A 13,964-nucleotide genomic window follows, 5' to 3' on the forward strand; every position below is an offset into this window, starting at 1 on the left:
ACTATTAAGAATATTTAAAGTACACATACTTAATATAATTAAGATAATTCCAATTGCAAAATCAAATAGTTTTTTACTCATATTCATTTATCCTTTCTTACATTTCATAAACAACATTGTGTATTTGAGCGCCAATTATAAATTTTACACGGAACTGCTTCATCTGTTGTCTCTGTTGGTTGTGTATTGTTTTCTTCATATTCAAGAAAGTCAAACAATGTCATTTGTTGATTTTCTTCGTATGGCTTACCTAATGGAACCGTATCTTTCAACCCATCCATTTGCCATATATTCCAGCTAATAATATTAGCTATACGATTTAATGTCTTCTTCTCCAGTTCATGTTTCCATCGTTCAATAAAGTATTCATAAAACGACAACAAGACATTTATACATGCAATAAGAAGATTGTCACCCTAGTATTCATAACCGTAATAGCTTTGTATTGCTCGCTCAGCCCATTTAAGCCATTCTTCTTCGGTGATTGTATTTTCATTCACAACACGTAGTTTGCGGTCTAAAAATCCGATTCTATTGATTGGCGGTACAATTAACTCACCTGTTGTCGTATCATAACGTGAGACAAGATACGGGGCCTCCCCACATGTAATTTCAAGTCTACGGGAGTCCACATATTTCTTCCATGTTTGTTTCCCATCGAAAATTATCTTTTCTTCGTTAACAGTCCACGTATTATCATCGTTCACGTAATTAAAAACATCTTTACGCCCAAACCACTGCTCATCAGCGTTTGTAATATTTCTATAGCCTGAGGAAAATTCTTAAAAACAGAGAGACAATTTTACTTATATCTGTATTCAATCGACATCAAAATATTTAATACAACTTTTATTATATTTAAAATTACCTTTTTTAATAGCAACCCCATTACTTTATATTTGTAGTTTACAATATCAAAAGATACAATACCGTCTTATATAAGTCGGTATTATACTTTTTTACATAAAAAAAGAAACCTTTTTCAAGATTTCTTATTTCAATAAATTATCTAATACTTTAATCATTTCTTCTATTTTTTGATCACAATCTTTACTATTGACTGCATCATGTACACAATGTGTCATATGAGCTTTTAAGACTTCTTTGTTGGCTCTTTTTAAAATAGCTTCACTTGCCATGATTTGATGTGAAATATCAATACAATAGCGATCTTCTTCCACCATTTTTAAGATACCATCAATTTGTCCTCTTGCTGTTTTTAAAAGTCTTGTGACCTGTTTTTTATCGGCCATCATACTTATTCAATTCCTTTATAAGTATATCCAGCTTCTTCAATGGCTTGTTTTAGTGTTGCTTCGTCAACTTCACCTTCTACAAAAGCACAGTTTTTTTCTAGATCAACTGTTGCTTGAATACCATCAATAGCATTTAATGCTTTTTCTACATGTGCTTTACAATGTTCGCACATCATTCCTTCTACTAATACTTTTTTCATTTTCTTTTCTTCCTTTTTCCTATTTTCTTGTATTTGAATAATTTGATGTTTTGGTTTAAAGAATCTTAATCTAAGTGCATTCGATACAACAAAGACAGAACTTAATGACATTGCTGCTGCTCCATACATTGGATCTAACAACCAGCCAAAGATTGAATAGAACACACCTGCAGCAACAGGAATACCAATGACATTATAGAAGAATGCCCAGAATAAGTTTTCTTTAATATTTTTAATTGTGGCTTTTGAAAGTTCATAAGCCACAACAACATCTTGTAAATCATTTTTCATTAAAACGATATCAGCAGATTCGATAGCAATATCAATACCTGAAGTCATCGCAATACCAACATCACTTCTAACAAGAGCGGGTGCATCATTGATTCCATCACCCACCATGATGACACGATGTCCTTTTTCTTGTAAGTCTCTTACATGTTTTTCTTTATCTTGTGGTAAGACTTCTCCAATAGCTTCAATACCTAATTCATCAGCAATCGCATTGGCTGTCAATTGATTGTCTCCTGTCAACATATAGATATTCATGTTCATATCTTTTAAACAATCAATGGCATGTTTACTTGTTTGTTTCAAGACATCTGAAACAACGATTAAACCAATAAGTTGACCGGCATAGCTATAAAATAAAGGTGTCTTTCCTTTAGATGATAATTCTTTATAGAGATCTTCAATCGAAGAAAGATCAACATCATTTTCTTTCATCAAACGTCTATTTCCTGATAAAAGAATTTCTCCCTTTAATTCACCTACAAGTCCTAATCCTTGTTTCATTTCAAAATGATCTAATGAATCAATAGATATTCCTTGTTCTAAAACATAACTATGAATCGCCTCGGCAAGTGGATGTTTAGAATATTGTTCAATCGAACCCGCATATTTCAATAAATCATTTTCACTTACACCAATTGGATAAACTTCTGTAACTTGAGTTTTTCCTTCAGTAAGTGTTCCCGTCTTATCTAAAACAATCGTATCACATTTAGAAAGTTCTTCTAAATGTTGTGCTGATTTAACTAAGATACCTAAGTTAGCCCCTTTCCCTGTTCCAACCATGATTGCTGTAGGAGTGGCAAGCCCTAAAGCACATGGACAAGAAATAACAAGGACTGAAATTGCACAGTTTAAGGCAAAGTGGAAATCTTTATTTCCAAGGGTCAACCATAAAATGAAAGTAATGATTGCAATTGTAATAACGGTTGGTACAAAGACACCACTGATCTTATCGGCAAGTTTCGCAATTGGCGCTTTAGAAGCACCTGCTTCTTCTACTAAACGAATGATTTTAGAAAGCGTTGTATCATTTGAAGCATGACTAACTTCTACTTGCATATAACCATCTAAGTTATTGGTTGAACCAATAACTTGATCACCAACTGTTTTATCGACCGGTAAGCTTTCTCCAGTAATCATCGCTTCATTGATAGAACCATGTCCTTGAATGATTTTTCCATCCAAAGGAATATTGTTACCTGGTTTAACAATCACAACATCACCAATTTGAACATCTTCAATGGCCACTTCAACTTCTTTCCCTTCTTTTAAGACAATAGCTGTTGAAGGCATCAGCTTCATCAATTTTTCAATCGCTTCTGACGTTTTTTGTTTAGAACGTGATTCTAAATATTTACCTAAAGAAATTAATGTCAAAATCATTCCTGCCGATTCAAAATAAAGTTGCATCATATAATGATGGGTCATATCCATATCCATTCTTCCTAGATAATAAGCCATCATAAATGTTGCATATAAACTATAAATAAAAGCTGCTGAAGAACCTAAGGCAATCAAAGAATCCATATTTGGACTACGATTGAATAAAGTTTTAAAGCCTCGAATATAATATCCTCTATTAATAAACATAATAGGAACAACTAAACACAATTGAACTAAAACAAAGATCATCATATTTTCATGACCTAAGAGAATACTTGGTAAAGGCCAATTCATCATATGTCCCATACTGATATAAAATAAAGGAATCAAGAAAATAAATGATAGAATCAAATTCTTCTTTTTATGTTCATTTTCATCTTCTTGAACATTTGAAACCTGTTTTTCACCAATATTTTGAGCTTTATAACCTGCTTTATCTACAGCCTCAAAAATTTGATTTTCACTTATTTTGCTTTCATCAAATTCAACAGTCATTGAGTTTTGTAATAAATTGACATTAACATCATCAACACCATCCAACCCTCTTACCGCTTTATCTACATGAGCTGAACAAGCACTACATGTCATCCCAACGACATCATATTTCTTTTTCATCCAAACGCCTCCCACCCCTATAGGGTATCTATATCATACTTGAATACTAAAAAATAAGCAAGAAATACGCTTACAAAATTTCTTGATTTTCTAATGTCATTTTCCCCTCTTTCATTTGATAAATACAATAACCCCATTCTTTTCTTTCATCTTCTTCAATTAATTCATTCATACTTACCCCAAATAAACAACTTAATGCATATAAATGATGAATTGAAGGATATGTACTTCCTTTAAACCAACGATAAATTGGTTGAGGACATTCTAAACATAAATACTCTTGAATATCTTTTACTTTATACCCCATTTGATCAACACATCTTTTTAAATTCTTTCCTATTTTTAAAGGATTTATTAATTTTTTCTTCATTTCTATCACCACTATTATTTTAAAATAAAAAAAGAAGGCTGTCATTGAACTTGTAGTTCACTTGCCTTCTAAATACTCTTTTCTGACATCTTAAAAAACAATATTCCTAAAACAAAGAAAATTGAAAGTGCTCCTAAAGAAAGATTAACTTGTCCTGTCCATTGTGATAAAACACTAATCACTGTTGTTCCTAAAAAAGAAGCTCCTTTACCACATACATCCATCAAACCAAAATATTCTCCCGATTTTTCTGAAGGAATGATTTTTGTAAAATAAGATCTTGATAACGATTGAATTCCTCCTTGAAACATTCCTACCAAAATAGCTAACACCCAAAATTGCCATTGTTTTGTAAGGAAGATAGCAAAAATAGAAATACCTAAATACGCTAAAATACAAATAACGATTAATTTTGAAGTATTATATTTTGTTGCAAGTCTTCCAAATAAAATTGCGAAGGGAAAGGCGACAACTTGGGTAAGTAAAAGAGCTAGTAATAAACTTGTACTTTCAAACCCTAAAGCTGTTCCATAGGCTGTTGCCATATCTATAATGGTATAAACCCCATCAATATAGAAGAAAAACGCTAATAAGAATAAAAAAATCTTTTTTTCTTTTCTAATATTTTTTAAAGTCGTTCCTAGTCTTTTAAAACTATTTGAAATCGCTTTGGGTTGTCTTTCTACATAATACTTTTGTTTGTATGTTTTTAAAAGTGGTAGTGTTAAACAAAACCACCATAAAGCAATGATTGCAAATGAAATAATCATCGACATTTCCATAGAAAGACCTATTTTACTTGCTCCTAAAACTAAACCAAGACAAATTACAAAAGGGACACAGCTACCAATATAACCCCAAGCATATCCTTGAGAAGAAACATGATCGACACGCTTTGGTGTTGTCACATCAATCAACATTGAATCATAAAAGATCAAACTTCCTGAAAAACCTATCTTAGCAATTAAAAACACAATTAAAAAGACAAACCAATAGTTGATAAATCCTAGAAGAAAACAACCAATACATCCAATAAGTAACATCATTGTAAAAAGCGGTTTTTTATAATCTTTTGTATCAGCTAATGTACCTAATACCGGTCCTAAAAAAGCAACAATAATTGTCACAAGCGAGGCCGTATAACCCCAAAAAGCTAAATAATCTACCGAAGATAAGCCTGCTTTTTCAGCTAGATAATTAAAATAAATCGGTATAATTGTTGATACTAATAAAACAAAAGCTGAATTGCCTACATCATAGAGCACCCAGTTTTTTTCTTCAGTTGTCATCTTAAATTTCATATTTTACTCCTTTTTCCCACTAAATGTATATTGATAAAAATCATCTTTTGTTTTTTCTAATGATGAAAGCTGCACATACTCACTGATCAATTCAACAGCTTTTTTGATGGCTTGTTTATAGAATTGATTTAATTTTTCTGTACTATCTTTACATAAAGGATTAGCCTCATAATTAACAAGCAAACCGTGCATTCCCTGATAATTTCCTGTAATACGAAGTAATGCATAAATAAACTTTCTTTTTAATTTTGAGGGTGCAATTAATAAATCATTATAGAATTTCATACTTTCTAATGATTTAACGACTTGTTGAGCTGTTACATTAAAAAAAGGAGCTATGATTCTTGCATAATCAATAGATGGAATAATATGATTGGTAAGTTTATGTCTTATCGGATCTAATCCATCTTCAATCATTAAAAAACGATCAAATTCAACTTCTATTTCTCCATGTGATACTCCACTTTCATGAATTCTTTTTTCAATATAACCGTGACACGTTGCATCTAAGGCAAAATGACAAATAAATCCATAATAATAAGCTAGGTAATGATTGATTTGTTTTTTAGAAGTCATCATTTTTCTAAAAGTATCAAAGACTTCTTTTCCTGTTTTTTCGTGCATGTTATAACCTATTGAATTAATTTCATTGGTTTTTAATGGTAAATAATAAAACAAGAGATCTGGACCATGTAGTCCAATATCATAGAGTTCTTTATTTTCTATAATTATTTTTTTAATATCGTTTGGTAGTTCTTTTAAAACTTCTTGTCCAAATCGATAATGTGCATAAGTTGATGGCATTTTTTTCATTTCCCTTTCTTTAGTTTAGAAAAAGCATACTTATTTTTAAGATAATCAACTATCATTTTTACGAAAAGAAATGTTAAGTAAAAGTAAAAAAACGATGATTCATCTCATCGTTTCTCTATAAATTCATTTTCAATTGTTTTAAAGATAACATTTTAATCATATTCTGGCATAAGGCTTTCATCAACAGCATAAGCTATCCTATTGTATAGAATTCTTAATAAATCTTCTTTAGCACCATTTTCTAAAAGCTCTTTCCCAAGTTCAGATTTAACTAAATGAGTTAGACAGTCATATTGGAAAGCATATTTAAATGGGGCATAGTCATTTCTAAACATATAAATTGAATACTTATCACTGGCAAAAGGAATATCACTATCAACATGTACACCATATGTACCATATTTTTCTAATGGAAAATCATTTTTTCTATATCTATAATGTATTGTATCTTCTGTACCATAAGTTTTAGAAAAAGCATAGAACTCCCTAAATTTATATATCTTATAGATATCCCCCTCTTTTTCAAAATAAAAGTCTGAATCTAAACCAATGGTCATTGTAAATGGAAAATCAAAGACTTTTCCACTTTTATATGAGTTAAATGAAACACTTCCTATAATATCTAAAGAACCTTGGTTAAAAGTTTCTTCTTCATATATTTCATTAAATCTTAATTCTATTCCAAAATCAGAATCAACATCCCCACAATTATTATATTTATTAATATCTTCTAATAATTTGTTATGAGAAACATTGTCAAAAAGTTCATTGTAAGAATAAGCACTTTCTAAATCAACATTGGCTATTTCATTAGCACTGTTTTTAAGTTTGCTTTTTTCTTTTTCATCCATCATTTTTTTATAACAGATAAACTTATCAAAAACAGCTTTCTTTAAATTATTTTCAAATTTATTAAATTGAAAAACAAGTTTTCCCAAAAAATTGTCTTGTATATAAATTTCATCTTGATTTAAACCTTCAAAATATTCTTTTAGGCCAGGAATATACCAATCAGCATCTTCATTCTTTACAAAATCAAAAAATTCATCAAATGTAACATGTTCCATATAAGAGTCCCCCTTAAAAATATATACTCAAATTTTAGCACAGAAATAAGGAATGGGTAAAGAAAAAGACGATTTTAAATTTCCATCGTCTCTTTATAAAATTCTATAAATTCATTTTCAATTGTTTCAAAAGCTACAAAACTTAAATCAACTTTTCTTTGCAACTTTAAATAATTCCGATTGATTTCATCATTTAATAATTCTTTTAATTCCAAAGATAACATTTCATCATCAATTTCAAAAACTAATTTAGTTTCTTCTTTTGTTAAATCTCTTTGAATAAAATGTTTCCAAATAACATTTTGTAAAACATCTTCCACTTCTAAATAATAAGTAAGTTCTTTTTTTATTGGTCTTGTAACATCACTTAAATAAACTTCACTTCCATCATGCAACAAACATCCTAAAATAACTTCTTTACTATATCCTCTTGTCTTTGCTTCCTTAGCACAAGCAAGACTATGTTGAGCTACGGAATAAAAATATTGAACATGTCCATTTCCTCGACATATTAAAGAAAGTGCATGTGCAATATCTTTAATATCTAATAAACTTTCATCAACATTTAATGGATCAAAATATTTTTTTGTATATGTTGTAATAAAACTCATAAAAACTCCTATAACTTAATTGACACCGTACTTAATGCGCAAACTGTCATTAAAAGACAACAAATAATGATACTCATGCAAAATGAAAATGATAAAAAATAGGCAATAATTGAATAAACAAAATAACCTAAACAAACCATTAAAAATCTTATAAAATGTTTATACGCATACTCTTTTCTTTGTTTGCTTGTAACCGCACATGCTTCTTGATAAGAAATCCCTGTATACCAATAGATTGCCTCATTTTTATAAATCATGCCCGTAAGAATGGCAAGAGTTATAAACATATAATTACCTAAAACCAAACCTACTAAATCTATATTCTTGATATCCATAAAAATAATCGCCAACACACCTACGCAAAATAAAACCAGCCATACCATAAATCCTTTATAACTTTTTTTCATTTTTATAAACCTATTTCCTTATAAATTTTTTCAATAATTTGTGATTTATACATACAATATTTTTCAATATCATTTGGATACAACTTTGCTGCTTCTTTTTTAATTTTACCGTATTCTTTTACAGTATTTGGATGTTTTCTTAAATAATTTCTAAAAGCAAGATGTCGTTTCAATTCTTTAGAATCTTGTGGACATACATAAAGATGATGTGTTCTTAAATGCTCTTTTCCTTCATATCTAAAAGCTTCGCGATCTTTAAGACCTAAATCGCCTTCATAAATATAACCATGCTTTTCTAAAAGAAAAATCACTTCTTTTAAATCTTTACGATCAATGACAACATCTAAATCAATGATTGGTTTAGCTGCTAGTAAAGGAACAGATGTACTCCCTACATGTTCAACAACAAGCACTAAATCTTTTAAAGCTTCTTCTATTTCCCCTTTAATTTGATTAAAATCATTTACCCACTTCGAATCATAATCTACAACTTCAATATGTTCTGTTTTCATCTTTCAATATCTCCACATAAACGCTCACAAACAAGATTCCTACAACGCTTTTTATGTGCTTCATGTAATGAATGATTTTGAAAATTCTTTAATGCCTCTAAATTTTCAAATTCACTATAAAAAACAAGATCATAACCTGAAGTCAAGTTTTCTTCCATTTCCACACATAATAAGCCTTCAATTCCTTCTAAAGTTTGAACCGATTCTTTTAATTTTTGAAGTGTTTCCTTTTCTAAATGGTTTTCTTTAACTTCTTTTGTATAATTCCAAAATAAAATATGTCTAATCATTTTCATCACCTACTTTTATTATTTCTTTAACAATTTCTTCAATTGTTTTATTAGAAACATCAATTTTATATGTATTTAATTTTTGATACATTTCTAATCTTTCTACACTACGAGCAAGGACATCTGGTTTTCTAATTCCTTGATCGATATCTTTTTGAATTCTTTTTTCCAAAGCTTCTTTTTGACAAACTAAAGAAATAGATATCACTTTTACATCTTTTAAATCAAGATGTGAAAGTAGAACATCAATAATACTTTGTTCATGCATGACCCAACAAAAAATAATATGATCAAATACACTGCATTTTAAATCCTTATTCAATAACATACAGATATTCTCTAAAACTAACTTTTTTGTTTCTTCATTAACCATGAACGGATGCATATCCCAACACCAATCTCCATCTATAAAAACGCTTTTATCTAATTTTCTTTTAAGGATCTGACACGTTGTTGTTTTGCCAATACCCATTGTTCCACCTATTAAATATAATTTTTTCATAACTTTCCCTTCTTTTTAAAATATTATACAAAATATTTATCAATAATTATATAACTTCTTTCTTTAGTTGTTTAAACAAAAATAATAATTTTTATTAACTTTCTCAATTGTTTTTATATTGAAAGTTCAATAAAATAAAATTATTAAAGGAGGTTATTCTATGATCTATTTAAGCAGTTTTAAATTAAGCAATCAAACACTCAAAAATCCTAATATTTATCCCTATAATATCTTTAGAGATAAGTACATAGAGCCTTTTTCTTTTGCACCTATTACCATTTTTTATGGAAATAATGGTTGTGGAAAATCCACACTTCTTAACATCATTGCTGGTAAATTAAAAATAAAAGGAAAAGAAATGCCTGCAAGTAATGCTTACTATGAAAATTATTGTGAAAGATTTGAAAATGAATGTGCTTATAGTTTAGGCAGCAATGAAAATGGTATTCCTTTTTATCAACTACCTGAAAATAGTCGTTATATTAAAAGTGAAGATATTTTATATGAAATTAAAAAAATACAACAAAAAGCTATTTTAGAACATGGTTTAACTTATGATTATATGCAAGAAGGATTATCTTTAGAAAAAGCACAAAGTGTTTTAAATAAAAAGAAAGAACAACGTATTGAAAATATCATTTTTTCTCAAGAAAAGTATTCCAATGGTGAAACCTCTTTACAGTTCTTTCAAGAATATCTTTTACCAAATGCTCTTTATTTATTTATTAGATGAACCAGAAGTTTCTTTATCTCCTGCAAATCAAGTTGCTTTAGCTCAAGAAATTAATGAACTAACACATTATTTAGGGTGTCAGTTTATTATTGCGACACACTCTCCTTTTATGTTAGGTACTTTAAACGCTAAAATTTATAATTTAGATGCAAGAGAATACGAAGTTACCCCTTGGTATAAATTAGAAAATGTTCGCTATTTTTATGATTTTTTCAAAAAACACGAAAAAGAATTCAATGATTGAGTTCTTTTTTTCTTTACCTTATTGACAAATCATTAAATGTATTATACTGTATTAGTGTACTAGTGACACTAATACAGTTAGGAGGGCTCTATGTTTATAATAGATATTCAAAATAAAGTTCCTATTTTTGAACAACTCAAAAAACAAATCTTAGAATTTATCTCTATTGGCATTTTACTTCCTAATGATAAATTACCTTCGGTAAGATCTCTTGCAACAGATATTGGCGTTAATCCTAATACTGTTTCTAAGGCCTATCAAGAATTAGAGAACCAAGGTTATATTTATTCCATTAAAGGAAAAGGATGTTTTATTGCTGATAATCAAACTGATCAATTGATTAAAGACGATAAATTAGATGATTTTAAAGGATGTGTCAATGAAATGAAAAAGCATCAAATTACCAAAGACAAATTATTAGAAATTATTGAAGAAGTATATAAGGAGGAAACTGTATGATTGAAATTAAAGATGTGATGAAATCTTTTGAAAATAAAAATGTTTTAAATCATTTAAATGTCACAATTTCCTCAGGAAGTATTTTTGGTTTGATTGGTCCTAATGGAGCTGGGAAATCAACCTTACTTTATTTATTAAATGGGATTTCTAAATGCGATGAAGGAAGTATTTTATTTGATGGAAAAGATGTTTATGAAAATCCTGATGTTAAAAAAGATATTTTATTCATTAGTGATGATCCCTACTATTTTCACTTTGCTACTATTGATGAAATGAAAGATTTCTATCTTACTTTTTATCCACAATTCAATTTAGAAACCTATCAACATTATGTTTATTTATTCCGTTTACCACAAAATAAACCTTTAAAAGACTATTCAAAAGGAATGAAAAGACAAGCAATGTTTGCTTTAGCACTTGCAATTGCACCAAAATATTTATTATTAGATGAAGCTTTTGATGGTTTAGACCCTGTTATGCGTTTAGCTTTTAAAAAAGCTATAAATCAAATGATTGATGAAAATATGACAGTCATTATTTCATCTCATAATTTAAGAGAATTAGAAGATATTTGTGATAGTTTTGGTATTTTAGAAAATGGATGTATGACAACATCTGGTGATCTCTATGATATTAAAGATCATATTCATAAAATACAATTAGCTTTTAAAGAAGAATTAAACAAAGAAGAATTCAGTCATTTAGATGTTCTCTCTTTCCATAAACAATCAAGAGTGATCAATATGGTTGTTAAGGGAGACATCAATGAAATTAAAGATTATTTAAGAATGTTCAATCCTATTATGTTAGAAGTTTTACCTGTAAATTTAGAAGAAATATTTATATATGAAATGGAAAGAAAGGGGTATGGTGTCTATGATTAATAAAGATTATTCTAAATATTTAATAAAACAAAATAAGAAATATCTTATTCTTATTTATGTAATTGGAATCATTATTCCTTTTTGGATGTTCAATGAACATACACCTACATTATGTACAACAGGCGTTCTTTCCCTTGTCTATGGATTAGGTTTATCATGTATTGTTCCTATTTATTTATTTTCTTTTTTACAAAAAAAGAAAAGTAATATACTTTACTTTTCCTTGCCAATAAAGAAAGAATCACTTTACTTAACAACAAGTCTATTTTCTTACTTTGCAACTATTCTACCTGTTGTTATTTATCAACTCATTACTCAAAGCATTGTTGCTTATAAAATGAATATTTCTTTTAGCAGCTTTATTCTAACAATAATTTTGACAATCGTCCATATGTTTGCCATGAATACCCTTATTACAACAATTACTCTTTTAACCCAAAATAGTGTTGATAACTTTATTTGTTCATTTGCTTATATTTTCCTTCCTCTACTTATCTATATTGCACTTAATAATTGTGCCACAAATATCGTATATAAAATGATGCTTGGTGAAGGAAATTATACACAAGGTCTTAATGCTATTCTTTATTATTTAAGTATTCCTTATAATGGATTAGCGCAAATGAAATATATAGAACTACATGTAACTCATATCTCATCAATCTATTGGTTGATCATCAGTTTAGTTCTCTCTTTTGTAAACTATCGCTTATTTATCAAGCGTACAGTTGAACAAAGTGAATCACATACAAAATCATTCTTTATGTATCCATCAATTATTATTCTTGGAACATTTGCGATGTTACTTGTTATGTATACCACAGATTTCAAATCAAATGTTCTATCATTTACAATAATCTTTATGATTTATTTAATTATGTATTATTTTTCTAAAAGAAAAGTTTACTTTAATTGGAAAATCCCAACGATCTTTATTCTTTTAGTCGTAAGTTGTATCGGTTTTTCAAGTATTTATGCTAATACAAAAGGATTTCATTCAATTTATGAAGTACCATCTACTTCCTCAATTAGATCAGCTAGTTTTAGTTTTTCATTTATGACTAACTATGAAACAAAAACTGAACTTAAATATAAAGGAATCGATGTAACTGATATTAATTATAGTACTGGTCCAAAGAAATCATCTAAAGATAATACAAATTTCGTGAATTTTATAAACGATATTATCAATCAAAAACTCATTACAAAATATGATGATTTTTACAATGATCCAATCAATAAAAATTTTTATACAATAGGTGTTTATTATTCAATTCAATCACCAACTGATCTAGGTAGATATGCAAGTCGTGATTATGTTATCGAAGAAAAAAATATTGAAAAAGTATTAGATTTAGTGGCTAAATACAATCTTTACAAATTTAAAAGTTAATTAAAATAGGTTGATGCTTCATCAACCTATTTTTATAGAAGGAGTCTTTATGAAAAAAACTACACATATATTATTTACCATTTATTTGTTTTTAATCATTTGGATTATACTTTTTAAATTATCTGTTTCTATTGAACAACTACCACATTTTAGAAGTTTCAATTTGATCCCCTTCTATTATCCAAATAAAACAGGCTTTCAAATAAGAGAAGTTCTTGATAATGTCATTATTTTTATTCCTTTTGGTCTTTATTTAAAAACATTAAATATCAACAGTGAGCGAACAGTATTTCTAGGTTTTCTATTAAGCATTTCATTAGAATTATCTCAATATATTTTTTGTATAGGGGCAAGTGATATTACAGATTTAATTACGAATACAACAGGAGTACTTGTCGGTGTTGGTCTTTATTATCTTTTAAAAAAGATTTTTAAAGAGAAGACCAATAAAATTATTTTAGCATTAGCAGCTATTGTAACGATTTTATTTGTTTCTTTGATCATTATTATTCTTATAAACAATTAATGCACATAAATCACAAGTTATTCACAATTGTGCATAATAAAAATGAGGTCTCTGAAGTGAACCGACTTTGTTGGACAAAAAATAATTAACTTAATGATAAGGCTTGA

At 28.5% G+C, this 13,964-nt stretch carries 19 protein-coding genes; 6 read left to right on the top strand and 13 right to left on the bottom strand.

Annotated features, from left to right (window positions below; genetic code table 11):
• Positions 1–104: 104 nt before the first annotated feature.
• From LJD32_RS04535 to LJD32_RS04595, 13 genes are all read right to left on the bottom strand, one after another.
• Positions 105–281, bottom strand: a complete 177-nt coding sequence (locus LJD32_RS04535; RefSeq protein WP_227391826.1) for a hypothetical protein — start codon at positions 279–281, stop codon at positions 105–107.
• Between the two features lie 135 nt (positions 282–416).
• Positions 417–632, bottom strand: a complete 216-nt coding sequence (locus LJD32_RS04540) for a hypothetical protein (RefSeq protein WP_227391827.1) — start codon at positions 630–632, stop codon at positions 417–419.
• Between the two features lie 360 nt (positions 633–992).
• Positions 993–1,256, bottom strand: a complete 264-nt coding sequence (locus LJD32_RS04545) for a metal-sensing transcriptional repressor (RefSeq protein ID WP_032091612.1) — start codon at positions 1,254–1,256, stop codon at positions 993–995.
• 2 nt (positions 1,257–1,258) lie between these two features.
• Positions 1,259–3,745, bottom strand: a complete 2,487-nt coding sequence (locus tag LJD32_RS04550) for a heavy metal translocating P-type ATPase (protein ID WP_227391828.1) — start codon at positions 3,743–3,745, stop codon at positions 1,259–1,261.
• A gap of 70 nt (positions 3,746–3,815) precedes the next feature.
• Entirely contained in the window at positions 3,816–4,115 is a 300-nt protein-coding gene (locus LJD32_RS04555; protein ID WP_052011157.1) for a helix-turn-helix domain-containing protein, read from the bottom strand.
• 68 nt (positions 4,116–4,183) lie between these two features.
• A complete protein-coding gene (locus tag LJD32_RS04560) occupies positions 4,184–5,416 on the bottom strand; it encodes an MFS transporter (protein ID WP_227391829.1) in 1,233 nt (410 codons plus the stop codon).
• Between the two features lie 3 nt (positions 5,417–5,419).
• Positions 5,420–6,229, bottom strand: a complete 810-nt coding sequence (locus LJD32_RS04565) for a zinc dependent phospholipase C family protein (protein WP_227391830.1) — start codon at positions 6,227–6,229, stop codon at positions 5,420–5,422.
• 152 nt (positions 6,230–6,381) lie between these two features.
• Complete coding sequence (locus LJD32_RS04570) at positions 6,382–7,296, bottom strand: hypothetical protein (RefSeq protein WP_227391831.1); 915 nt, start codon at positions 7,294–7,296, stop codon at positions 6,382–6,384.
• A 74-nt stretch (positions 7,297–7,370) separates the two neighbouring features.
• Positions 7,371–7,907 (bottom strand): phosphohydrolase, encoded by a 537-nt coding sequence (locus LJD32_RS04575; RefSeq protein WP_176827854.1) that lies wholly within the window; start codon positions 7,905–7,907, stop codon positions 7,371–7,373.
• A gap of 8 nt (positions 7,908–7,915) precedes the next feature.
• Positions 7,916–8,314 carry a hypothetical protein gene (locus LJD32_RS04580; protein WP_227391832.1) on the bottom strand — a complete coding sequence of 133 codons (399 nt, stop codon included), beginning with the start codon at positions 8,312–8,314 and terminating at the stop codon, positions 7,916–7,918.
• Positions 8,315–8,316: 2 nt separating this feature from the next.
• The gene (locus LJD32_RS04585) at positions 8,317–8,826 is read right to left on the bottom strand and encodes a GrpB family protein (protein ID WP_227391833.1); all 510 of its coding nucleotides are present in this window, start codon (positions 8,824–8,826) and stop codon (positions 8,317–8,319) included.
• Positions 8,823–9,116, bottom strand: a complete 294-nt coding sequence (locus tag LJD32_RS04590; RefSeq protein WP_022001073.1) for a Dabb family protein — start codon at positions 9,114–9,116, stop codon at positions 8,823–8,825. Before LJD32_RS04590 ends, LJD32_RS04585 begins: the two co-directional genes overlap by 4 nt.
• Positions 9,109–9,618: an AAA family ATPase gene (locus tag LJD32_RS04595; protein ID WP_227391834.1), complete on the bottom strand. Its 510-nt coding sequence runs from the start codon at positions 9,616–9,618 to the stop codon at positions 9,109–9,111. The genes LJD32_RS04590 and LJD32_RS04595 overlap by 8 nt, the downstream gene beginning before the upstream one ends.
• Positions 9,619–9,778: 160 nt before the next feature.
• On the opposite strand from LJD32_RS04595, the gene LJD32_RS04600 reads away from it, so the two are divergent.
• From LJD32_RS04600 to LJD32_RS04625, 6 genes are all read left to right on the top strand, one after another.
• Entirely contained in the window at positions 9,779–10,351 is a 573-nt protein-coding gene (locus tag LJD32_RS04600) for an ATP-binding cassette domain-containing protein (RefSeq protein ID WP_227391835.1), read from the top strand.
• The gene (locus LJD32_RS04605) at positions 10,326–10,595 is read left to right on the top strand and encodes an AAA family ATPase (RefSeq protein WP_227391836.1); all 270 of its coding nucleotides are present in this window, start codon (positions 10,326–10,328) and stop codon (positions 10,593–10,595) included. Before LJD32_RS04600 ends, LJD32_RS04605 begins: the two co-directional genes overlap by 26 nt.
• 90 nt (positions 10,596–10,685) lie before the next feature.
• The gene (locus tag LJD32_RS04610) at positions 10,686–11,054 is read left to right on the top strand and encodes a GntR family transcriptional regulator (protein ID WP_117481383.1); all 369 of its coding nucleotides are present in this window, start codon (positions 10,686–10,688) and stop codon (positions 11,052–11,054) included.
• Positions 11,051–11,938, top strand: coding sequence for an ABC transporter ATP-binding protein (locus LJD32_RS04615; protein WP_227391837.1), 888 nt, complete (start codon positions 11,051–11,053; stop codon positions 11,936–11,938). The genes LJD32_RS04610 and LJD32_RS04615 overlap by 4 nt, the downstream gene beginning before the upstream one ends.
• Positions 11,931–13,331, top strand: a complete 1,401-nt coding sequence (locus tag LJD32_RS04620) for a hypothetical protein (protein ID WP_227391838.1) — start codon at positions 11,931–11,933, stop codon at positions 13,329–13,331. Before LJD32_RS04615 ends, LJD32_RS04620 begins: the two co-directional genes overlap by 8 nt.
• 49 nt (positions 13,332–13,380) lie before the next feature.
• Positions 13,381–13,857 carry a VanZ family protein gene (locus LJD32_RS04625; protein WP_227391839.1) on the top strand — a complete coding sequence of 159 codons (477 nt, stop codon included), beginning with the start codon at positions 13,381–13,383 and terminating at the stop codon, positions 13,855–13,857.
• The last annotated feature ends 107 nt before the right edge of the window (positions 13,858–13,964 follow it).

Origin of the sequence: Faecalibacillus sp. TM498, from assembly GCF_020589955.1 — a bacterium.
GTDB classification, from domain to species: Bacteria; Bacillota_I; Bacilli_A; order Erysipelotrichales; family Coprobacillaceae; genus Faecalibacillus; species Faecalibacillus intestinalis.